At 74.2% G+C, this 20,406-nt stretch carries 20 protein-coding genes; 9 read left to right on the top strand and 11 right to left on the bottom strand.

What is annotated here, in order from left to right; translation table 11 throughout:
- Positions 1 to 23: 23 nt before the first annotated feature.
- Both ESG85_RS26420 and melC1 read right to left on the bottom strand, forming a co-directional pair.
- The gene (locus ESG85_RS26420) at positions 24 to 908 is read right to left on the bottom strand and encodes an IS982 family transposase (RefSeq protein WP_128980389.1); all 885 of its coding nucleotides are present in this window, start codon (positions 906 to 908) and stop codon (positions 24 to 26) included.
- Positions 909 to 1,101: 193 nt separating this feature from the next.
- Positions 1,102 to 1,557: an apotyrosinase chaperone MelC1 gene (gene melC1 / locus ESG85_RS26415; RefSeq protein ID WP_128983452.1), complete on the bottom strand. Its 456-nt coding sequence runs from the start codon at positions 1,555 to 1,557 to the stop codon at positions 1,102 to 1,104.
- Positions 1,558 to 1,897: 340 nt separating this feature from the next.
- Between melC1 and ESG85_RS26410 the strand changes: the two genes are divergently transcribed.
- Positions 1,898 to 2,134, top strand: a complete 237-nt coding sequence (locus ESG85_RS26410) for a hypothetical protein (RefSeq protein ID WP_128983450.1) — start codon at positions 1,898 to 1,900, stop codon at positions 2,132 to 2,134.
- A 177-nt stretch (positions 2,135 to 2,311) separates the two neighbouring features.
- On the opposite strand, the gene ESG85_RS26405 is transcribed toward ESG85_RS26410, so the two are convergent.
- The 3 genes from ESG85_RS26405 to ESG85_RS26395 all read right to left on the bottom strand — a co-directional run bounded on the left by ESG85_RS26405 (position 2,312) and on the right by ESG85_RS26395 (position 5,211).
- Complete coding sequence (locus ESG85_RS26405) at positions 2,312 to 3,559, bottom strand: sensor histidine kinase (protein ID WP_425471280.1); 1,248 nt, start codon at positions 3,557 to 3,559, stop codon at positions 2,312 to 2,314.
- 108 nt (positions 3,560 to 3,667) lie between these two features.
- Positions 3,668 to 4,390, bottom strand: a complete 723-nt coding sequence (locus ESG85_RS26400; RefSeq protein WP_425471279.1) for an ABC transporter permease — start codon at positions 4,388 to 4,390, stop codon at positions 3,668 to 3,670.
- Positions 4,387 to 5,211, bottom strand: a complete 825-nt coding sequence (locus tag ESG85_RS26395; RefSeq protein WP_246095291.1) for an ABC transporter ATP-binding protein — start codon at positions 5,209 to 5,211, stop codon at positions 4,387 to 4,389. Before ESG85_RS26395 ends, ESG85_RS26400 begins: the two co-directional genes overlap by 4 nt.
- A gap of 618 nt (positions 5,212 to 5,829) precedes the next feature.
- Here ESG85_RS26395 and ESG85_RS26390 point away from each other — a divergent pair.
- The 3 genes from ESG85_RS26390 to ESG85_RS26380 all read left to right on the top strand — a co-directional run bounded on the left by ESG85_RS26390 (position 5,830) and on the right by ESG85_RS26380 (position 9,046).
- Positions 5,830 to 6,684, top strand: a complete 855-nt coding sequence (locus ESG85_RS26390; RefSeq protein ID WP_128983447.1) for a MaoC/PaaZ C-terminal domain-containing protein — start codon at positions 5,830 to 5,832, stop codon at positions 6,682 to 6,684.
- Between the two features lie 149 nt (positions 6,685 to 6,833).
- Positions 6,834 to 7,910, top strand: a complete 1,077-nt coding sequence (locus tag ESG85_RS26385; protein ID WP_128983445.1) for a Zn-dependent alcohol dehydrogenase — start codon at positions 6,834 to 6,836, stop codon at positions 7,908 to 7,910.
- Between the two features lie 191 nt (positions 7,911 to 8,101).
- Positions 8,102 to 9,046 carry a 3-oxoacyl-ACP reductase gene (locus tag ESG85_RS26380; protein WP_181019117.1) on the top strand — a complete coding sequence of 315 codons (945 nt, stop codon included), beginning with the start codon at positions 8,102 to 8,104 and terminating at the stop codon, positions 9,044 to 9,046.
- A gap of 100 nt (positions 9,047 to 9,146) precedes the next feature.
- Here the strand turns inward: ESG85_RS26380 and ESG85_RS36705 are convergent, their stop codons facing one another.
- Together ESG85_RS36705 and ESG85_RS26375 are read right to left on the bottom strand one after the other, a co-directional pair.
- Positions 9,147 to 9,269, bottom strand: coding sequence for a hypothetical protein (locus ESG85_RS36705; protein ID WP_281288084.1), 123 nt, complete (start codon positions 9,267 to 9,269; stop codon positions 9,147 to 9,149).
- 50 nt (positions 9,270 to 9,319) lie between these two features.
- Positions 9,320 to 10,576, bottom strand: a complete 1,257-nt coding sequence (locus ESG85_RS26375; RefSeq protein WP_128983441.1) for a hypothetical protein — start codon at positions 10,574 to 10,576, stop codon at positions 9,320 to 9,322.
- A gap of 912 nt (positions 10,577 to 11,488) precedes the next feature.
- Here ESG85_RS26375 and ESG85_RS26365 point away from each other — a divergent pair.
- Genes ESG85_RS26365 through ESG85_RS26350 form a run of 4 tightly spaced genes read left to right on the top strand, consistent with a single transcriptional unit; the run spans position 11,489 to position 15,444 of the window.
- On the top strand, positions 11,489 to 12,355 hold the full coding sequence (locus ESG85_RS26365) for a Nif3-like dinuclear metal center hexameric protein (protein WP_128983439.1): 867 nt from the start codon (positions 11,489 to 11,491) through the stop codon (positions 12,353 to 12,355).
- Positions 12,352 to 13,095 (top strand): zinc ribbon domain-containing protein, encoded by a 744-nt coding sequence (locus tag ESG85_RS26360; protein WP_181019120.1) that lies wholly within the window; start codon positions 12,352 to 12,354, stop codon positions 13,093 to 13,095. The genes ESG85_RS26365 and ESG85_RS26360 overlap by 4 nt, the downstream gene beginning before the upstream one ends.
- On the top strand, positions 13,095 to 14,585 hold the full coding sequence (locus ESG85_RS26355; protein ID WP_128983437.1) for a bifunctional RNase H/acid phosphatase: 1,491 nt from the start codon (positions 13,095 to 13,097) through the stop codon (positions 14,583 to 14,585). The genes ESG85_RS26360 and ESG85_RS26355 overlap by 1 nt, the downstream gene beginning before the upstream one ends.
- Before the next feature lie 52 nt (positions 14,586 to 14,637).
- Positions 14,638 to 15,444: a GNAT family N-acetyltransferase gene (locus tag ESG85_RS26350; RefSeq protein WP_128983435.1), complete on the top strand. Its 807-nt coding sequence runs from the start codon at positions 14,638 to 14,640 to the stop codon at positions 15,442 to 15,444.
- A gap of 33 nt (positions 15,445 to 15,477) precedes the next feature.
- Here the strand turns inward: ESG85_RS26350 and eda are convergent, their stop codons facing one another.
- Entirely contained in the window at positions 15,478 to 16,146 is a 669-nt protein-coding gene (gene eda, locus ESG85_RS26345) for a bifunctional 4-hydroxy-2-oxoglutarate aldolase/2-dehydro-3-deoxy-phosphogluconate aldolase (protein WP_128983433.1), read from the bottom strand.
- 154 nt (positions 16,147 to 16,300) lie between these two features.
- Positions 16,301 to 17,068, bottom strand: a complete 768-nt coding sequence (yaaA, locus tag ESG85_RS26340) for a peroxide stress protein YaaA (RefSeq protein WP_128983431.1) — start codon at positions 17,066 to 17,068, stop codon at positions 16,301 to 16,303.
- 250 nt (positions 17,069 to 17,318) lie between these two features.
- Here yaaA and ESG85_RS26335 point away from each other — a divergent pair, with 250 nt between their 5' ends.
- Positions 17,319 to 18,764 (top strand): RNB domain-containing ribonuclease, encoded by a 1,446-nt coding sequence (locus ESG85_RS26335; protein ID WP_128983429.1) that lies wholly within the window; start codon positions 17,319 to 17,321, stop codon positions 18,762 to 18,764.
- Here ESG85_RS26335 and ESG85_RS26330 read toward each other — a convergent pair.
- Positions 18,709 to 19,539, bottom strand: a complete 831-nt coding sequence (locus tag ESG85_RS26330) for a hypothetical protein (protein ID WP_309549423.1) — start codon at positions 19,537 to 19,539, stop codon at positions 18,709 to 18,711. The genes ESG85_RS26335 and ESG85_RS26330 overlap by 56 nt on opposite strands.
- 17 nt (positions 19,540 to 19,556) lie before the next feature.
- The gene (locus ESG85_RS26325; RefSeq protein ID WP_128983425.1) at positions 19,557 to 20,306 is read right to left on the bottom strand and encodes a MerR family transcriptional regulator; all 750 of its coding nucleotides are present in this window, start codon (positions 20,304 to 20,306) and stop codon (positions 19,557 to 19,559) included.
- Positions 20,307 to 20,406 lie beyond the last annotated feature (100 nt).

The following is a 20,406-nucleotide window of genomic DNA, read 5'->3' as shown; positions in this document are numbered from 1 at the left end:
CTAGATGAATGAGTCCGATGTTTTCAGTGGTCGTAGGCGATCAGTGAGCGTTTGACTGCGGCGCCGGTGGTCCAGTTGTGCCAGATGCCGGCGGCCAGGGCGAGGAGTCGTTGTCCGGTGCGGGCGAAGACACCGGCCGGGGTTCTGCCGCCGTGGTGTTCGAGGCTGAGCTGGCCTTTGAGGGTGTCGATGACGGCCTCGATCCACTGTCGGACCCGGGCGATCTTCCCGTGCCGGACCGGTTCGTCCTTGCGGTCCGGCCGCACGAGGTGGGCGCCGAGGCGCTCGCTGACGAAGGTCTCGAACTCCTTCCCGGCAAAGCCCTTGTCGGCGAGGATCACCTGCCCTTGGCGGACGAGGTGGTGGTCGTGTTCGAGCAGGGCGGCCATCACCTCCCGCTCGCCGATCTTCGGGTTGGCCAGACACCAGGTGACGGGCATGCCCTCGGCGGTGGTGACCAGGTAGAGCCGGAAGCCCCAGAAGAAGCGGGAGTGGCTGCGGCAGTAGCCGTATCCGCAGTGCCCGGCCAGTTCGGAGCGTTTGACGGTCTCGCGGGAGGCCGCGCAGGGCAGCGGGGTGGAGTCGATCAGCCGCAGGTCGTCGTTCCAGGTCGGCACCTGCCGGGCCAGTGCCTCGATCACCTGGCTGATCAGCGGACCTGCGGCGTTGAGGCGCTTGTTGTAGGCGGACTGCTGGGGCAGGTAGCGGAACAGGTGTCCCAGCCGGGCATGCGCGAAGCGGATCCAGTGCCGGGCCGAGGGGAAGCCGAGCAGGACCTGGGCGACGGCCAGGCACAGCAGTTCGGCGTCCGTGAGTTTCGGGGGTCGCCCGATCCGGCGACAAGGCGCCACATGGTCGTCGATGAACACGTACAGTGCCGCCAGAAGGGCGTCCAGGTTTGTTTTCACACACTGACCAACGGGCGCCCTTCGTCATGGTCGCGACCAGCACGAACATCGGACTCATTCATCTAGGACGGTCAGGACGGTCGGGAAGATCGGGACGGTCGGGGAGATCGGGGAGATCGTTGCGAGTGGGCCGGGCGGCCGGTCGGCCGGTCGGCGGATCGCCTCGGCCGTCGACGGGTGCCGGCGGATCGGGTCAGTTGAGGGCGAGCGGGACGAGCGGTGCGCCCTGGAGTTCGCGCACCGCCGCGCGGGCGGCCGCCTTGGGCGTGGCGACGGGTTCGTAGTGCGAGATCACGCTGATCCAGGTGCCGTCGGCGTTCTGCATGACGTGCAGTTCCTCGCCGTCGATCGTGACGGTGTAGCCCCCGCCGTGGCTTCCCCCGTGGCCGCTCCCGTGGCTCCCGCCGTGGCCGTCACCGTGGCCCGTCCCCTGGGACCCTCCGTGGTGTCCGCCGCCCTGCGCCTGTCCGCCCTTGATGCGGCGGCCCAAGTAGACCTCGTCGAACGAGCCCGGAGCCGAAGGCCCGGTCGTCGTGGCCGCCGTGTGCGCGGTGGCGGCGGCGGCCCGGCCGGCCAGGGCGAGGCCCGCGGCCGCCCCGGCGGCGCCCGCGGCGACGCCCAGGGCCTTGCGGCGAGTGATGCTGGACATGAGAACCCCCTGATGGTCTGCGCTCCGGGGGGTTGGTCATATGCCCCCGGTAGTTCCCATCGGTACCCGGAGGTCCGGGACTGCCGGAAATCGGCGGACTTCGGTTGGTCGCGAAGTGGACAAGTTCGTGCGTAAAGTGCAAAGTTGAACGGAGTTGATCTTGCTGTGCACGACGCCGATGGGCGTGCGGAAGGAAAAGTTCCGCCGGTGGGGGACGTGTCCCACGAAGGATCTTCCGGGGTCGCCGTGCCGTGTGGTGGGGGCCACCCCGTCAACGTGTCCGGATAGCGACCGCACCGCCTGCGCCGCACCCCGATCACGTCCCGCTCGTTGGCAGGTCATGAACACCTACCAGCGCGCATGTGCCGCCGTCCTCCTCGCCGGAGCCGCCCTCGGTCTCGCCGGCGCCCCGCAGGCCCTGGCCGCCGACAGCCCGTCCGCCCAGGGCCAGGAGGCCGGTCTCGTCGACCTGCTCAACCTCGATGAGGTCGGCCGTGACAACAAGCCCCAGGCGTCGATCAGCGGGAACAGCTCCGACGCGACCATCGGCGGACAGGTCAACGAGCAGCACACCTGACAGCCGACGGTTGACGGCTGAGGGTGTAGGGCCGACAGCGGACCGCTGCCCCTACGGCTCCGCTGTCGGTCCCTCCACCGTCCACAGCCACTCCACCGCCTTCAGCTACTCCGGCGCGCTCAGCCACTCCATCGCCCTCAGCTACTCCGGCGCGCTCAGCCACTCCGGCGCCTTCAGCTACTCCGCTGCCTTCACCTGCTCCGCCGATTCCGCCGATCCCGCCGATCCCGCCGATTCCGCCGGTTCCGTCGGCTGCACCGCCTCCGCCGCCTCCTCCAGCGCCTCCACCGGCAGTTCCGCCGTCACCCGGTAGCCGCCGCGCGGGCCCGGACCCGAGGTCAGGGTGCCGCCCGCCGCGGCGACCCGTTCCCGCAGGCCGCGCAGCCCGCTGCCGGGCGTGCTGCCCGCGGGGACGCCGCGGCCGTCGTCCGTGACCGTCACCCGCACCCGTTCCGGACCGCCGCCCACCTCGATCTCGCACCGGCTCGCGCCGCTGTGCCGTACCGCGTTCGTCGTCGACTCGCGCACCACCCAGCTCAGCAGGGCCTCCGTCTGCGGTCCGAGCGGCGGGCCCGACTGGCGTACCACCGGCTCGATTCCGGCGGAGGACAGGGCGTCGCGGGCGCGGTCGAGCTCCGTCGTCAGCGAGGCCTCGCGGTAGCCCGTCACCGCCTCCCGGATCTCCGTCAGCGCCTGCCGGCCGACCGTCTCGATGTCCGCGAGCTGCGCCAGCGCCGCGTCCAGGTCGCGCGGCGCCAGGCGGCGGGCCGCCTCCGCCTTCACCACGACGACCGACAGGGTGTGACCGAGCAGGTCGTGCAGGTCGCGGGAGAAACGCAGCCGCTCCTTCTCCACCGCCGTGCGGGCGAGTTCCTCCTGAGTGGCCCGCAGTTCCAGGACGGTGCTGTTCAGGGTGAGGATCGCCGCCGTCACCATGACCGAGATGAACGTCCCGTACACGATCCCGAACGAGTCCCAGCCGTCCCGCCAGAACGTCACCACCGCGACCGCCGGCACCAGCGAGAAGACGATCACCCGCAGCCTGACCGCGCCGCGCACGATCGCGCCGACCGCGAGGCCCAGCAGCGGGAACAGGAGCAGCCACTCCCTGCCGTACCCGATGGCCAGCGCGAACGTGAGCGCGCCGAGCGCGCCGAGCAGCCACCACGTGGTCGCGGTCTCGCGGCGGCGCCTGTCGAACGCGCGCAGCACGACGGCGATGTAGAGGGTGTTGAAGGCGAGCAGGCCCAGGCCGCCGACCCAGGGGTTCGGCGCCTCGCCGCTGATCAGGTGGGAGAGCGCGCCCAGACCCATCAGCAGCCACGGCAGCAGGCTCAGCCCGCTCGGCCCTTCCTGGTGCCGCCGTTCCGCCCGCGCCCGCAGCGCCGCGCGCCGGCACCGCCACCAGTTCACCGATCCCGCCACCAGATCACCATTCCCGCCATCAGCTCACCATTCTCGCCATCCGTCCCTCCCCGTCACCCGTCCCTCCGGTGATCCGTCCCTCCCGTCACCCGTTCCTCCGGCCACCCGTCACGTCGTCCTCGCCGAACGACGGTACGAGGCCGCCGCGTACGCGCCGAACAGCGCCGCCCACACTGCCAGGACCGTCAGCGCCGCCGCCTCCGGAGCCGTACCCTCCGCGACCGAGCGGCCCAGCTCCGAGAAGCGGTTGGTCGGGGTGTACGAGGAGAGCGTCGCCAGCCATTCCGGGAACAGCCCGACGGGGAACCACAGGCCGCCGACCACGGCGAGGCCCAGGTTGCAGGCCACGTTGACGACACCCGTCGTCTGCGCGGAGAGACGGTAGCCGTTGCCGAGGCCGAGCAGGGTGAAGGGCAGCGAGCCGGCCCACAGGGCCAGGGCCGTGACCGCCCACTGCCAGGCGTCGAGCCGTACGCCGTTGACGAGGCCGCCCGCGAGCAGTACCGCGAGGATGGCGGGCAGGACCACGACCGTGCCGGTCAGCGCCCGGCCGGTGACCACCTGGCGCGGCGTCATCGGCGTGATCCGCAGCTGCCGCAGCCAGCCGGAGGACTTGTCCTCGGCGACCCCGGTGCCCAGCGACAGCGCGGCACCCAGCGCCCCGTACGCCGCCATGCCGACCATCGCGGCGGTCTTGTACGCGGCGCTGTTCTGGCCGCCGAGGTTCGTGAAGAGCAGGTACATCATGACGGGCACCCCGACCGAGGAGATCGCGAAACCGGCGTCGCGCAGGGTGCGGCGGACTTCGAGGCGTACGTAGGCGGTGATCATCGGGACTGCTCCGGGGAAGTGAGGGACAGGAAGGCGTCGTTGAGCGAGACCGGGGTGACCTCCAGGCGCCGTACGAGGCCCCTGGCGGCCAGCTCCAGGACCGTCGCGTCGGGGTCGTCGCTGCGCAGCCGGGCCCGGTCGCCGCGGATCTCCACCGCGCTCACCCCGGGCAGCGCGGCCGCCCCCTCGGAGGGCCGGCCGCCCAGGTCGAACGAGACCGTGAAGCCGCCGGCCGCGCGCTTGAGCTCCTCGGCGGTGCCGTCGGCGAGGACGCGACCGGAGTCGACGACCACGATCCGGTCGGCGTGCTCGTCCGCCTCCTCCAGGTAGTGCGTGGAGAAGAGGACGGTGTTGCCGCCGCGGGCGTAGCGCCGCATCGAGTCCCAGAAGGCTTCGCGCGCCTCGACGTCGAGCGCGGCCGTCGGCTCGTCCAGGACGAGCAGTTCCGGGTTGCCGGCCAGCGCGACCGTGAACCGCACGCGCTGCGCCTGGCCGCCGGAGAGCCGGTCGGCGCGCCGGTCCGCGAGCTCGGTGAGGCCGGCGAGCGCCAGCACCTCGTCCACGGGCAGCGGGTCCGGGTAGGTGCGGGCGACGAACCCGACCAGCTCGCGGACGGTGACGCGGGGCACCGGACGGGTGTCCTGGAGCATCGCGCCCACCCGGCCGGCCGCCACGGCGCGGGCGGGCTCGGCGTCGAAGAGCCGGACCAGGCCGCCGTCGGGCTCGTCGAGGCCGAGGAGGAGGCTGACGGTGGTGGACTTGCCGGCGCCGTTGCGGCCGAGGAGGGCCACGGTCTCGCCGCGGCGGATGACGAGGTCCATCCCGTCCACGGCGCGGACGGCGCCGAAGGACTTGGTCACGGAGGAGAAGGCGACGGCCGTCGTCGTCCCGGCTGTCGTCTCGGCCGTCGTGCCGGCTGTCGTGCCGGCCGTTGTCCCGGCTGCCGTCCCGGCAGTTGTCCCGACTGCCGTGCCCGCCGTCATGCCGACGGCCGTCTCCGCCGTTTCCGTCCTTCTCCCCGCCGTACCCGCCCCAGCCCTCGCTCCCGTTGCCGTCCCCGTTGCCGCCCCCGGTCCCGTCGCCGTCCCCATCGGCCTCACTGCCGGCCTCACTGCCGGCCTCGCTGTCTCGTTCGTCATGGCCACGACGCTACGGAGCGGGGGCGAGGGTTCGGCAGGCCCGGACGTACGGACCTGGCGGTGACAAATGTCCCGGGTCCGGCGGGGGGAAAGAGCGGGCGGCCCCGAGGGGGCACGGGCAGGGCCCCGCCGTGGTTTCTGACATCTCGTCAGGAGGGTTCACAACTCCCAGGGGCTCGGCTATACATGGGGATCACCGTTCTAGAACGCGTTCTAGAACGCTCCCGCACGGCCTCGGCGCGGTCGACGGTGCGGACGGCCGCGCCGAGGTCTTCACCTGCCACAAGGAGCAACCAAGCGATGCCCATTGACGCCGCCAAGGCCGTCGCCGCCGAGCCCCGCAGCGCGGAGATCGCCTGGGACCACAAGGACGTCCAGCTCTACCACCTCGGCCTCGGCGCGGGCGTCCCCGCGACCGACGCCGACGAGCTGCGCTACACCCTCGAATCCCGGCTCCACGTCCTGCCCAGCTTCGCCACCGTCGCCGGTGCCGGCATGGGTGTCGTCGGCGGGCTCTCCGCGCCCGGCATCGACATCGACCTCGCCGCCGTCCTCCACGGCGGCCAGTCGATCACCCTGCACCGCCCGCTGCCCATCTCCGGCAGGGCCGTCTCCACCTCCCGCGTCGCCGCCGTCCACGACAAGGGCAAGGCGGCCGTCCTGGTGCTCCGCTCCGAGGCCGCCGACGCCGACGGACCGCTGTGGACCAGCGACGCCCAGATCTTCGTGCGCGGCGAGGGCGGCTGGGGCGGCGACCGCGGGCCCTCCGAGCGCCTCGCACTCCCGGACCGCACGCCCGACGTCACCGCCGAGCGGCCCATCCGCGAGGACCAGGCCCTGCTCTACCGGCTCTCCGGCGACTGGAACCCGCTCCACGCCGACCCCGAGTTCGCCAAGCTCGCCGGCTTCGACCGGCCGATCCTGCACGGCCTCTGCTCGTACGGGATGACTCTCAAGGCCGTCGTCGACACCCTCCTCGGCGGCGACGTCACGCGCGTCCGCTCGTACCGCACCCGCTTCGCCGGGATCGTCTTCCCGGGCGAGACCCTGCGGATCCGGATGTGGTCCGGCGAGGGCCGTACGCAGGTGGCGGTCAGTGCCGTCGAACGGGACGACGCGCCCGTGCTCGCCGACACCGTCGTCGAACACTCCTGAGGCCCTCCCGACCCGAGTCCGTGCCCCTGGCATTTCCCGCCTCACCACCCCAGCCTCACCGCCCCAGCCGCACCACCCCCGACCTCACCCCCGCCTCGACCACCCCGCCTCACCACCCCCGCCCTGACACCCCCGAGGGGAGCCGCACCATGCGCGCAGCCGTACTGCACGAGATCGGCCAGGACAAACTGGAGGTCCTCGACGACGTCGAGGCGGTGGGCTTCGGGCCCGGCAAGGTGCGGATCCGGGTCCGGGCCACCGGCCTGTGCCACTCCGACGTCTCCGCCATGAGCGGCGTGCTGCCGCAGCCCGCGCCCTTCGTCCCCGGGCACGAGGGCGCGGGCGAGATCGTCGACATCGGCGACGGCGTCACCGGCCTGAGCGTCGGCCAGCGCGTGCTGCTGTGCTGGCTGCCCGCCTGCGGCAGCTGCCCCGCCTGTAAGCGCGGGCAGACCCAGCTCTGTCTCGCCGGCTTCATGAACGCCGGCACCCCCAACTTCAGGCGCCCCGGCGGCGACGTCTTCGGCTTCGCCGGCACCGGCACCTTCGCCGAGGAGGTCGTCGTCGACGCCGGCTGCGCCGTCCCCATCCCCGACGACGTGCCCTTCGACATCGCCGCGCTCATCGGCTGCGGCGTGACGACGGGCCTCGGCGCCGCCGTCAACACGGCCAAGGTGGAGGCCGGTTCGTCGGTCGCCGTCATCGGTTGCGGCGGCGTCGGCATCTCCGCGATCCAGGGCGCCAGGCTCCAGGGCGCCGCGCAGATCGTGGCCGTCGACCCGGTCGAGTCCCGCCGCGAGGCCGCCCTCCGCTTCGGCGCCACCGAGGCCGTCGCGCCCGACGCGCTCGCCGACGCCAAGCAGCGGATCACCGGCGGCGAGGGCTTCGACTACGTCTTCGAGGTCGTCGGCCGGTCCGCCACCGCGCGCACGGCGTACGAGGCGACCCGGCGCGGCGGCACGCTGTGCGTGGTCGGCGCGGGCGCGCTCGACGACTTCCTGCAGCTCAGCATGTTCGAGCTGTTCTTCGACGAGAAGCGGATCCTGCCCTCGATGTACGGCGGCGGGGACGTGCTCCGCTCGTACGAACGCGCCATCGCGCTCTGGCGGGCCGGCCGCATCGACCTCGCGTCCCTGATCACCCACCGGGTGCCGCTCGCCGGGATCAACGAGGCGCTGGAGCAGATGCGGACGGGCGTGGCCCTGCGCACGTGCATCGAGATCTGACCGAGCGCCGAGACCTGACCGAGCTCGAGATCCGGCCGAGCGCCGAGATCCGGCCGAGCGCCGAGATCTGACGGTGCTCGGGATCCGACCGAACAGCGAGATCCATGCCGGTTCCGACGGACGTCCGACCGGCGTCGGAACCGGCGCCGCACGGGCACGGCAGCGGCACCCACACCTGAGAGGACCTGTCCATGTCACTCCCTCTTGAGGGGCTGAGCGCGATCGTCACCGGCGCCGGCCGCGGACTCGGCCGGGCCGAGGCGCTGGAACTGGCCAGGCTCGGCGCCGCCGTGGTCGTCAACGACTACGGCCAGCCCGGCCGGGACGGCTCCGGCGAGGCCTCCGCGGCACCCGCCGAGGAGGTCGCGGCGGAGATCCGCGCGGCGGGCGGCCGGGCGGTCGCCCACCTCGGCGACGTCGCCGACTTCGCGACCGCGCGCGGCCTGGTCGACCTGGCCGTGCGCGAGTTCGGCAAGCTGGACGTGCTGGTCAACAACGCGGGCATCCTGCGCGACCGCATGGTCTTCTCGATGAGCGAGGACGAGTGGGACGCGGTCATCCGCGTCCACCTCAAGGGCCACTTCAACACCACGCACTTCGCCGCCGCGCACTGGCGCGGCCGTTCCAAGTCCGGCGAGAGCGGCGTCTACGGCCGGATCGTCAACACCTCGTCCGAGGCCTTCCTCGCCGGCTCGGCCGGCCAGCCCAACTACGCGGCGGCCAAGGGCGGGATCGTCGGCCTGACCACCTCCACGGCGCTGGCCCTCGCCCGGTACGGGGTCACCGCGAACGCCATCTGCCCGCGGGCCCGCACCCGGATGACCGAGGACGTGTTCGCCGGCTTCGCCGAGCCGACCGCCGCGGACGAGCTCGATCCGCTGTCGCCGGAACACGTGGCGCCGCTCGTCGGCTACCTCGCCTCCCCGGCGGCGGCGGGCGTCAACGGCCAGCTCCTCGTCGTCCACGGCGGCATGGTGGCGATCGTGGACCGGCCCAGGGTGGCCGCGAAGTTCGACACGGCGAAGGACGTCTTCACGTACGAGGAGCTGGACGGCCTCCTGACGCCGCACTACGCGGCACGTCCGGCCGGCGAGACCTTCGCCGCGGCGGAGGTGCTGGGCCTGAAGAAGGGCTGAGCGGGCTCGGCGGGGACCGGCCACATGGGGGTGTGGTGGGGAGAAGCGTGAGCGGCCCCCGGACCTTCGTCCGGGGGCCGTTCACGCGCTCAGCGCGCCGTCATCGCGCGTCGGGCTCGCGCCGGTGGCGGCCGTGCGGGGAGGACGACGAGTCCTCCGCCGGCGCGGCCGGTCCGCGATGCTTGCCCGAACCGTTCTGATCCTGCGCGTCCATGTCGCTCATGGTGGAACTCACCCCGTAGTCGTCGCTCTTTCCGATGCGGCGTGGTGAGTTTAACCAGCGGTTTTACGGTTGGTGAGCGGAGCCTGCTGCAACGGCACCGGGCGGCACACCTTCGGCTCCGGAGCACCGGCTTCAGCACCGGTCCGCGTTGTGGGCGAGGTGAGTTCGGGCGTCCGCGTCCCGGCCGTGGCCGCCGCGGCGGTCGCCCCGGATCCCGCCTCCGCCCCGGCCCCGGTCCCCGCCTCCGCCCCGGCCTCGGCCGTCGTCTCCGCCGGCTCCGTCAGGGGCGCCAGGCCGCACGGCGCGCCCGCCGTCGCGTACGGCAGGTGCAGCACGCCGTCGGCGGTCCACAGGGCCGAACCGGCCAGCCAGCCCACGGGCGCGGCGAGGTGGTGCATCCGCCGCGACGAAGGCCGCCACATGCCCACCCAGCTGCCGGCCATCGCGTCGATCCGCAGCGCCACACCGCAGTTCTCCGGCATCAGCACCTGCCCGGGCTGGACGGCCATCGGCGTCACCGCCGCGTCGTCGAGCCGCAGGCACTCGGGGAACCTGACCGGCAGCAGGCTGCCGAGCACGCCCCAGCCGAGCCGGTCGTGGCCCGGCGACGGCGCGTCGGAGCGGATGAGCAGCAGACCGCTGTCGGGGTCCGCGAGGAGCAGCCGGTCGTGGCTCTCCTCGGTGATCTGCAGCAGTGGCGTCACCTCGCCACCGCGCTCCAGGTCGACCGCGACCGCCTTCACGGGGCCGCCGTCCAGCTGCCGGTCGAGCGCGAGCATCCGGCCCGTACGGTCCAGCCAGACGCCTCCCGAGCAGCGGCCCCTGATCTCGGCCACCCGCTCCGGGCCGAAGGCCCCGCCCGCCACCAGCCACAGCGTGGTGGTGTCCGGGCCGACGCACATCGCGTAGGCGCAGATGCCGTCCGGCGACGGCGGCAGGAGCGTCAGCGCGCCGGGCGCGGGCGCCTGGACGGAGCCGAGCGAGAGCTCGCCCGTGTCGGGGCCGGTGGGATAGAGGAGCGAGAACGCGTACCGGGACCCGTCCACCGCGCGGCCGACCAGCACGCGGCCGTCCGCCAGCGGGGTCAGGAGCGCGCCGGGCTCCTCGGGCTGCGCGACCGGCAGCGGTACGGCGTAGGGCTCGGGTCCGTCGAGGGTCCACCGCTCCACGTAGAGGGCGTCTCCGGAACCGGCGAGCCGCGCCGCGTAGGCGCCGTTCGCGGTGATCGTGAACGCTCCCGGGCCGACGGCGGGGCTTCCGCTTCCAGAGCCGTCTCCCGTGGTCGTCTCGATGGCACAGGCTGTCATCGACTCGTCACCTCCGGTCACGAAGCTAGTTTTCGCACTTCCAGCCGAACAACACGAGCCATCGCACTTCACACCAAAGGGTGGCGGGTGTCCGAATTCGCTGAGGGGTGGGGGTGGGGTGTGCTGGTGGTGTCTCCGGGGGCTGCCCGCCCCCGGGCCCCCGGGCCCCCGGAGCCCCGCGGGTGGTGGCGGTGGCCGGGGCTTTGCCCCTTGCGCCCCGGGACCCCGTGGGGGTGGCGGTGGTCGGGGCGGGCTCGGGCCGGGGTCCCGTGAACCCCGTGGGTGGTGCGGGTTCCGGGGCGGGCTCGGGCCGGGGGCTGTGAACCCCGTGGGTGGTGCGGGGGCCGGGGCCTGCGGGTGGGGGTGTCCGGACTGCCACCTCCCCTGCGCTTCGCGCGTGGAGGAGGCCGCCACGTCCGGACACCCCCACCCTCCGGCCCCGGCCCCCTCCCCGCCGTCCTCAGCTATCCGTGGTGGGGCGGCTGCCTGCCCGCCCCGCCGTCGTCGGCCTCGGGTCCGCTTCGGTTCCTCCGTCCGCCCCGCCGTCGTCGGCCTCGGGTCCGCTTCGGTTCCTCCGTCCGCCCCGCCGTCGTCGGCATTCCCTGGTCGGCTGCCGGTCCTCCCGGCCGTTGTCCGACCGCGGTCCGACTTTCCTGGACGGGGATTCGCTGGTTCTGCCTGCTGTCGTCGGGCTCGGTTCTCCGAGGTCTCCGAGGTCTCCGAGGTCTGCGAGGCCTGCAAGGTCTGCTAGGTCTGCGAGGTCTGCAAGGTCTGCGAGGTCTGCGAGGCGTGCCCGTCGAGGGGGCCTGTCGACGTGTTCGTGGGTGGCCCTCGGTGGTTGTCCACAAGGCGGGCGGGTGGTTGTCCACAGGTCAGGACGGCGGAAGGCGGAGGGCAGGTAGCCTTTGCTTCGTGCCCCGTCTGTCTGAAGTCATCGCCGAGCTCGACGCCCTCTGGCCGCCCGAGCGGGCCGAGCAGTGGGACGCCGTCGGCACGGTCTGCGGCGACCCCGATGCGGAGGTCCGCCGCGTCCTCTTCGCCGTCGACCCCGTCCAGGAGATCGCCGACGAGGCGATCGGCCTCGGCGCCGACCTGGTCGTCACCCACCACCCGCTCTATCTGCGCGGCACGACCAGCGTCGCCGCCTCGCACTTCAAGGGCCGGGTCGTGCACACCCTGATCAAGCACGACATCGCCCTGCACGTGGCGCACACCAACGCCGACACCGCCGACCCCGGCGTCTCCGACGCCCTCGCCGGCGCGCTCGACCTGCGGGTCACCGGGCCGCTCGTGCCGGAGAACGGCCTCGGCCGGATCTGCGAGCTCGGCCAGCCCGAGACCCTGGCCGAGTTCGCCGCGCGCGCGGCCCGGCGCCTGCCCGCCACCGCGCAGGGCATCCGGGTCGCCGGCGACCCGGACATGCCGGTGCGCCGCGTCGCCGTGAGCGGCGGCTCGGGCGACAGCCTCTTCGACGCCGTGCGGGCGGCGGGCGTGGACGCCTTCCTCACCGCCGACCTGCGCCACCACCCGGTCTCCGAGGCGACGCAGCACTCGCCCCTCGGGCTCGTGGACGCCGCCCACTGGGCCACCGAGTGGCCCTGGTGCGAGCAGGCCGCCGCGCAGCTCGACACGATCTCCGACCGTCACGGCTGGGACCTCCGGGTCCACGTCTCGAAGACGGTCACCGACCCCTGGTCCGCCCACGTCGTCCCCGCCGCGCCCGCGCACAGCGCCACGCGCGCCCCTTCCGACTACACCTCTTCTGGAGCCCCCAACTGAACGCCGCGCCCGCCGACCAGATCCGACTCCTCGACGTCCAGGCGCTGGACGTACGCCTCCAGCAGATCGCGCACAAGCGCAGGTCGCTGCCGGAGCACGCCGAGATCGAGTCGCTCACCAAGGACCTCACCCAGCTGCGCGACCTGCTCGTCGCCGCGCAGACCGAGGAGAGCGACTGCGCCCGCGAGCAGACCAAGGCGGAGCAGGACGTCGACCAGGTGCGTCAGCGCGCCGCGCGCGACCAGCAGCGCCTCGACTCCGGTGCCGTCTCCTCGCCGAAGGACCTGGAGAACCTCCAGCGCGAGATCACCTCGCTGGCCAAGCGCCAGGGCGACCTCGAGGAGATCGTCCTCGAGGTCATGGAGCGCCGCGAGTCCGCGCAGGAGCGGGTCGCCGAGCTGACCGAGCGGGTCTCCGCCGTCCAGGCGAAGGTCGACGACGCGACCGGCCGCCGCGACGCCGCCCAGGCCGAGCTCGACGGCGAAGCCGCCTCGGTCGCCAAGGAGCGCGAGCTGGTGGCCGGTTCCGTCCCGGCCGACCTGATGAAGCTGTACGAGAAGCTGCGCGAGCAGCAGGGCGGGGTCGGCGCGGCGCGGCTGTACCAGCGCAAGTGCGAGGGCTGCCACATCGAGCTGAACATCACCGAGCTCAACGAGGTGCGGGCCGCCGCGGCCGACGCGGTGGTGCGCTGCGAGAACTGCCGCCGCATCCTGGTCCGTACGTCGGAGTCCGGCCTGTAATGCGCGAGCTCGTGGTCGAGGCCGACGGCGGCTCCCGGGGCAACCCGGGCCCCGCCGGCTACGGCGCGGTGGTCCTCGACCCGGCGACGGGCGAGACCCTGGCCGAGCGTGCCGAGTACATCGGCGTCGCCACGAACAACGTGGCCGAGTACAAGGGCCTGGTGGCCGGCCTGCGGGCGGCCTTCGAGCTCTTCCCCGACGCGACCGTCCACGTGCGCATGGACTCCAAGCTGGTCGTCGAGCAGATGTCCGGCCGCTGGAAGATCAAGCACCCCGACATGAAGCCACTGGCCGCCGAGGCGGGCCGGGTCTTCCCGCCCGGCCGCGTGCGGTACGAATGGATCCCGCGCGAGCGCAACAAGCACGCGGACCGGCTCGCGAACGAGGCGATGGACGCGGGCCGCCGCGGCGAGCAGTGGTCGCCGTCGGCGTCGACCGCCACCCTGACCGCGTCCGCCCCGGTGGACCACGCCGCCGAACTCGCTGCGGCGCGCGCGGCCGCGGGCGACGCCACCGCCGGCGCGGCCCGGGCACGGGCGGCGCTGGGCGCCACGGGCACGACGTCCGGTGCGGAGCCCGCCACCGCTTCCGGCTCCCCTTCCGCTTCCGGCGCGCGTCCCGAGCCGGAGCCCGAGGGCCTCTTCGCGCCCGACGCCGCCCTGGCCGCCCAGGCCCGCGCCTCCCTGGCGACCGCGGCGACCACCGACCGGGAGGCGGCCGAGCGGGAGACCACGGCGAGCGGCGACTTCGAGGCGGAGGCGGCCCACCCAACGGCGAGCCCGGCACCGAACGTGACGCTCACGGAGCGCCCGTCGGCGCCCGCGCCCGCCGCGCCCGCCGCCCCCGGCTGGTCGGGTCCCGACATGGGTGCGCCCGCGACCTTCGTGCTGCTGCGGCACGGGGAGACCGCGCTGACGCCCGAGAAGCGGTTCTCCGGGAGCGGCGGCACGGACCCCGAGCTGTCCCCGGCCGGGCTCCGGCAGGCCGAGGCCGTGGCGGCGGCGCTCGCCGCGCGCGGCACGATCCAGGAGATCGTCAGCTCGCCGCTCTCCCGCTGCCGCCAGACCGCCCGGGCCGTCGCCGCCCGTCTCGGCCTGGACGTCCGGATCGAGAACGGGCTGCGCGAGACCGACTTCGGCGCCTGGGAAGGCCTCACCTTCGCCGAGGTCCGCGAGCGGTACGAGGACGACCTCGACGCCTGGCTCGCCTCCCCGAAGGCGGCGCCGACCGGCGGCGGCGAGAGCTTCGCGGCGGTCTCCCGCCGCGTGGCGGCGACCCGCGACCGGCTGACCGCCGCGTACGCGGGCCGCACGGTCCTGCTCGTCACCCACGTGACCCCGATCAAGACCCTGGTCCGCCTGGCCCTCGGTGCCCCGCCGGAGTCCCTCTTCCGCATGGAACTCTCGGCGGCCTCGATCTCGGCGGTCGCCTACTACGCGGACGGCAACGCCTCGGTACGGCTCCTGAACGACACCTCGCACCTGCGCTGAGCGGGACCGAAAACGGTTGGACCCGCGCCCGGCGCCGTACCACCATCACCGCATGGACTGGCACTTCACCGAGGATCCCGAGGTCTTCCGGCGCGCCGCGTACACGTGGCTGAGCGCCGAACCGGCGCGCAACACCACGTTGTTGGGCATGCCCGACGCCGTGGGACTGCGCGGCTGGTGGGACGGTCCGGGCGGCGGCGGTTTCCTGGCGACGCCGGCCGGGATGCTGCTGCTCGGGGCGATGCCGGACGCCGCCGCGCGTGCGCTGGGCGCCGCCCCGCTGCCGAACGGACGCGAAGTGACCTCCGTACGGGGCGAGTCGGGGACGGTCGAGGCATACGTACGGGCCGGCGGCCGGCCGTGGCGGACGACCCACCGGCTGCGGCTGTTCCGGCTCGCCGAACTGACGCCGCCGCATCCCGCGCCGCGGGGCGCGGCACGCGTGGCCGCGCCGGCGGACGTGCCGCTCGCGGCCACCTGGATGCGGGAGTACGCCCGGGACGTCGGCGAGGACGCCACCGTCGACTACACCGCGAACGTCGCGGCCCGCGTGGCGGACGTCCGTCTCCACTTCTGGGAGACGGACGGCGGGCCCGTCGCGATGGCGAGCGTCTCACCCACCACGGCGGGCCAGGCGCGCGTCTCGACCGTCTACACCCCGCCCGCCCACCGCGCCCGCGGCTACGGCGGCGCCGCGACCGTCGCGGCCACCCGCGCCGCCCTCTCCACGGGCGCCCGCCAGGTCCTCCTCTTCACGGACACGGCCAACCCGACGAGCAACGCCCTCTACCAGCGCCTCGGCTACCGCCCCCTCGGCGACCACCGCGCCATGGAGCCGGAGCCGGACGCACGCGACTGACCGGCCTGGCAGGATCCGCCTCACAGGACCGGTCTAGCGGGACCGGTCCCGGAGGACGGGGCCGGGTCGACGGTCTCGGCGGGCCAGCGCCGCCGCCTCGCGGGCCAGGGACTCGACCCGCTTCCAGTCGCGCGTCGCGAGCGCGTCCGCCGGGAGCATCCACGTACCGCCGACGCAGGGCACGTTGGGCAGGGACAGGTAGGACGCCGCGGAGGCGAGCGAGATGCCGCCCGTGGGACAGAAACGGGCCTGGGGGAGCGGGCCGGCGAGCGACCTGAGGTAGGGGACGCCGCCCGCCGCCTCCGCCGGGAAGAACTTCATGTCCTTGACGCCGCGTTCGAGCAGCGCCACGACCTCTGAGGCCGTCGACACCCCCGGCAGGAACGGCACGCCCGAGTCCCGCATGGCGTCGAGCAGCGCGTCCGTCCAGCCGGGGCTCACGAGGAACCGGGCCCCGGCGCCGGCGGCGGCCGCGACGCAGGCCGCCGACACGACCGTGCCCGCACCGACGACCGCCTCGGGGACCTCGTCCGCGACGGCCCGGATCGCGCCGAGCGCGGCCGGCGTCCGCAGGGTCACCTCGATCGCGCGCAGACCGCCGGCCACGAGAGCGCGGGCCAGGGGCACGGCGTCGGCGGCGTCCTCGATCACGACGACGGGTACGACGGGGGCGGCGGGGGCGAGATCGAGCACGCTCGTCATGCGCCTCATCCTGCCGAGGGCAAACGAAGCGCGCAACGAGCGTTGCGCATCCTGCAACGCTCGTTCGCGGGTCCCGTTCGCACTCGTTCGCGGGTCCAGTTCGCGGGTCCAGTTCGCGAGACGCGTCCCCCGGCCTCGTTCGCAGGAGGCGCCTCTAGTGGATCTCGTCGACGAGCACGTCGAGCGCGCCCGCCTTGCCGCCCTCCTCCACCACGTACCCGAGGTCGCGCAGCGCCTCCACGAGGTCCGCCACGTTCGCCGGCGCGGCACCCGCCTCCAGGAGGCTGCGCACGATGCGCCCCTTCGTCGCCTTGTTGAAGTGGCTCACCACCTTCCGCGTCGGCGCGTGCAGCACCCGCACCGTCGCCGTACGGGCCGCCACCTCGCCCTTGGGCTTCCACGCCGCCGCGTACGCCGCCGAGCGCAGGTCGAGGACCAGGCCCTCGCCCGCCGCCTCCGGCATCACCGCGGCCATCGCGCCGCGCCAGTGCGCGCCCAGCGCGCCGAGCCCCGGCAGCTTCACGCCCATCGAACAGCGATACGACGGGATCCGGTCGGTCACCCGCACCGCGCCCCACAGACCCGAGAACACCAGCAGCGAGCTCGCGGCCCGCTTCTTCGCCGCCGCGTCGAGGGTGGCGAGGCCGAGGGCGTCGTAGAGGACGCCGGTGTAGATCTCGCCGGCGGGCCGCGCTCCGGCCGTCCGCAGCTCGGCGTTCTTGGCGACCTCTTCGCGCAGGCCCTCGCTGAGCCCCAGCACCTCGCGCGCCTTCTCCTCGTCGCCGACGCACAGCTCGACCAGCTCGTCGAGGACCGCGGCCCGCGCCTCCGCGAGCCCCTGCAACGACAGCCCCTCCGCCTTGAGCGGCGCCCCGCGCCCCGAGGAGGCCTTTCCTTCGGAGGGCGGCAACAGGACGAGCACGGCGGTTCTCCTTCGTACGTACGGGGGTGGGGGTGCGGCCCCAGTGCCCCAGCGTACGAGGTGCCGCCCGCCACCCGGGCCCGGCGGGACGCCGGGTCGTACACGGGCCGGGCCGCCGGGAGGCGCGTAGCGCGGGCGGGCGAGTCCAGGCAGGCGCACGGCGCGGGCGGGCGTACGACGTGCCGCCCTCCGCCCTGCGCGGGCGGGCGTACGACGTGCCGCCCTCCGCCCTGCGCCATACGCTCGGTCCATGCCCCGTCGCCACATCCACGTGACCGGCGCAGCCGAGGCTCCGTTGCGGGCCGCGCTGCGCGCGCTTCGGACCGAGCTGGGGACTCCCGGCGCGTTCCCGGCCGACGTCCTCGCCGAGGCGGAGGCCGCGGCGAAGGCACCCCGGCTGCCCGGGCACGACGCGACGGACCTGCCCTTCTTCACGATCGACCCACCCACCTCCACCGACCTCGACCAGGCCATGCACCTGGCCCGCCGGGCCGGCGGCGGCTACCGCGTCCACTACGCCATCGCCGACGTCGCCGCCTTCGTCACGCCCGGCGGCGCGATCGACGCCGAGGCGCACCGCCGCGTCCTCACCCTCTACTTCCCCGACGGCAAGGTCCCCCTCCACCCCGCCGTCCTCTCCGAGGGCGCCGCCAGCCTCCTGCCCGGCGAACCCCGCCCCGCCGTGCTCTGGCGCATCGACCTCGACGCCGACGGGCGCCGCGTCGCCACCGACGTCCGCCGCGCCCTCGTCCGCAGCCGGGAGAAGCTCGACTACGAGGGCGCACAGCGGCGCATCGACACCGGCACCGCCGAGGAACCGCTCGCGCTGCTCCGCGAGATCGGCACCCTGCGGGAGAAGCTGGAGCGCGAACGCGGCGGGATCTCCCTCGGCGTCCCCGAGCAGGAGATCGTCGAGCACGGCGACACCTACACGCTCGCCTACCGCGCCCCGCTGCCCGCCGACGGCTGGAACGCCCAGATCTCCCTCCTCACCGGCATGGCGGCCGCCGACCTCATGACGGCCGCCGGCACCGGGATCCTGCGCACCCTGCCCACCGCGCCCGACGGTGCCGTGGCCAGGCTGCGCCGCTCCGCGCAGGCGCTCGGTGTCGACTGGCCGCACCACGTCTCGTACGCGGACGTCGTCCGCTCCGTCGACCCGGCCAACCCGCGGCACGCCGCCTTCCTCCAGGAGTGCACGACGCTGCTGCGCGGCGCGGGCTACACCGTCTTCACCGACGGCGAGGTGCCGACGCCGGCAGTGCACGCGGCCGTGGCCGACGAGTACACCCACTGCACGGCGCCGCTGCGGCGGCTGGTCGACCGGTACGCCGCCGAGCTGTGCGTGGCGGCGGTGGCGGGCGAGGAACCGCCCGCGTGGGTACGGGCCGCGCTGCCCGCCCTGCCCGACGAGATGGCGTCGGGCGCGCGCCGCGCCGGCACCGTCGAGCGGGAGAGCGTGGACATCGTGGAGGCGGCGCTGCTCAGCGGCCGGATCGGGGAGCTCTTCGACGCGTACGTGATCGACGTCAAGGAGCGCGAACCGTCGGTCGGCACCGTCCACCTGGAGCAGCCGGCCGTCGTCGCCCGCATCGAGGGCGGCGACGGGGCCGGGCTGCCGCTGGGGGAGTGGCTGCGGGTCAGGCTGACCCAGGCGGACCCGGGACGGGCGAAGGCACAGTTCGTCCCGGCGTAGGCAGCGAGGCCCCGGTGAGCGCGCGGTGGAGGGCGCGGGCGTCGTCCGCGTGGAGGCGGACCAGCCGTACCGGACGGGGCGCGCCGAGCAGCCGCGGCGCGTCCACCGGCTCGCCGAGCTCCAGGGTGAGGGAGGTCTGGGAGCCGACGGCGAGGTTCAGCTCGCCGTCCTTCTTCTCGTGCGAGAACAGCGTCTCCCGCCGCACGGCGGTGATCCGGTCCAGCGGAATCGTCACGTCGACGTGCGCCGCCTGCCGTACGCGCAGGGCGTCGGCGGTCAGCAGGTGCGGCCGGGTCGCGGAGGCGGCGTGCAGACCGAGGACGAAGAGGACGGTGTAGACGTCGAGGACGAGCATCACCGCGTGGACGGCGGGCCATTCGGCGAGGAGGTACGACACCCCGACGGTCTCCACGACGCAGACGAAGGCGAAGCCGTACATCAGGGCCGCCTGGTCCCGGGCGTGCGGGAACGCCGTCGCACCCGGCCCGCCCAGGTCCGGCCGCCGGGCCGTCCACCGGCCGAGGCTCGCCATCAGCCGCAGCTCGTGCCCGACGAGCCGCCGCGCGGGCTCGGGCACGAGGACGCGCACGGCCTCGCGTGCGCCGAGCCCGCGCCGCCGAAGCCGCAGATAGGCGAGGCCCTGCGTCAGGAGCAGCACGACGACGGCGGTCTCGGCCACGGCGAGCACGGCGGGCGGGATCCGCACGCCGGCGACGAGACAGACGGCGAGGACGAGCTCGGCGGGCAGCAGTGCGTACGTGAGCCAGGTGGTCACGCGCCGCGTCACCCCCCTCATCGGGCACGCTCCGCCACGAGGCGCATGGCGAGTCGTACGGCGGCGGCCTGGGCGGGAGCGAGGTCGCCGAAGAACATGTCGGCGAGCCCGCCGTCCGGCACCTCGACGCCCGCCTCGTCCGGCAGGACGGCGGCGAGCGCCGCGGCGGCCTCCGCGACCCGCGGGTCGTCGGGGGCGGCGTCGGCGAGGGCGTCGAGCCGGGCGTAGAGGGCGGGGGCGTGACCGGCGGCGTCGCGCATCATCTCCATGAACCGGGCCCGGTCCTCCTCCGGTACGACGGTGTCGAGCAGGGTGAGGATCTCGCGGTCCCTGGCGGCCATGGGCGAGTCGGCGGGACTGCCGGGCGTGCCGGGCTCGCCGAGGTCGGCGAGGAGGGCGGCCAGCTCGGGCGAGACGGGCCCGTCGGCGGCGAGCCGCCCCTCCCGCGCCTCCGCGAGCAGCTCGGCGAGCCGCGTCCGCCGCTCCCGGATCACCTGCTCCTGCCGCTCCAGGTCCGCGTCCAGTTCTTCCAGTACCTCCACGAGCTCCCGCCCCTCGTCGTCCGCGATGACGTCCCCGACCTCGTCGAGCCCGAGACCCAGCTCGGCCAGCCGCCGGATCCGCGCGAGCAGCACGGCGTCCCGGATCCCGTACTCCCGGTATCCGTTGGCCCGCCGCGCGGGCTCGGGCAACAGCCCCATCCGGTGGTAGTGCCGCACGGCCCGCGGGGTGACCCCGACGAGCGCGGCGATCTCGCCGATACGCATGGCTCCAGTAGAAACCTTGCCGCTACGACAAGGTCAAGGAGGATCCGGCGTCGGTGGCGGGCATGCGCCCCGACCCGGCCGGGACCCGCCGGAACGCCAG

The organism is Streptomyces roseicoloratus (assembly GCF_004117935.1).
GTDB classification, from domain to species: Bacteria; Actinomycetota; Actinomycetes; order Streptomycetales; family Streptomycetaceae; genus Streptomyces; species Streptomyces roseicoloratus.
Note: the sequence above shows the minus strand (reverse complement) of the source record. Positions and strands in the feature narration are given on the sequence as shown.

Bases quoted from the DNA above. Each gene is read 5' to 3' on its own strand.
- ESG85_RS26375 (WP_128983441.1), bottom strand. From the start codon at position 10,576: ATGACAGCCTGTGCCATCGAGACGACCACGGGAGACGGCTCTGGAAGC.
- ESG85_RS26385 (WP_128983445.1), top strand. From the start codon at position 6,834: ATGCGCGCAGCCGTACTGCACGAGATCGGCCAGGACAAACTGGAGGTC.
- ESG85_RS26380 (WP_181019117.1), top strand. From the start codon at position 8,102: ATGTCACTCCCTCTTGAGGGGCTGAGCGCGATCGTCACCGGCGCCGGC.
- ESG85_RS36705 (WP_281288084.1), bottom strand. From the start codon at position 9,269: ATGAGCGACATGGACGCGCAGGATCAGAACGGTTCGGGCAAGCATCGC.
- eda (WP_128983433.1), bottom strand. From the start codon at position 16,146: ATGACGAGCGTGCTCGATCTCGCCCCCGCCGCCCCCGTCGTACCCGTC.
- ESG85_RS26390 (WP_128983447.1), top strand. From the start codon at position 5,830: ATGCCCATTGACGCCGCCAAGGCCGTCGCCGCCGAGCCCCGCAGCGCG.
- ESG85_RS26355 (WP_128983437.1), top strand. From the start codon at position 13,095: ATGCGCGAGCTCGTGGTCGAGGCCGACGGCGGCTCCCGGGGCAACCCG.
- ESG85_RS26335 (WP_128983429.1), top strand. From the start codon at position 17,319: ATGCCCCGTCGCCACATCCACGTGACCGGCGCAGCCGAGGCTCCGTTG.
- ESG85_RS26410 (WP_128983450.1), top strand. From the start codon at position 1,898: ATGAACACCTACCAGCGCGCATGTGCCGCCGTCCTCCTCGCCGGAGCC.
- ESG85_RS26325 (WP_128983425.1), bottom strand. From the start codon at position 20,306: ATGCGTATCGGCGAGATCGCCGCGCTCGTCGGGGTCACCCCGCGGGCC.
- melC1 (WP_128983452.1), bottom strand. From the start codon at position 1,557: ATGTCCAGCATCACTCGCCGCAAGGCCCTGGGCGTCGCCGCGGGCGCC.
- ESG85_RS26395 (WP_246095291.1), bottom strand. From the start codon at position 5,211: ATGGACCTCGTCATCCGCCGCGGCGAGACCGTGGCCCTCCTCGGCCGC.
- ESG85_RS26350 (WP_128983435.1), top strand. From the start codon at position 14,638: ATGGACTGGCACTTCACCGAGGATCCCGAGGTCTTCCGGCGCGCCGCG.
- ESG85_RS26400 (WP_425471279.1), bottom strand. From the start codon at position 4,390: ATGATCACCGCCTACGTACGCCTCGAAGTCCGCCGCACCCTGCGCGAC.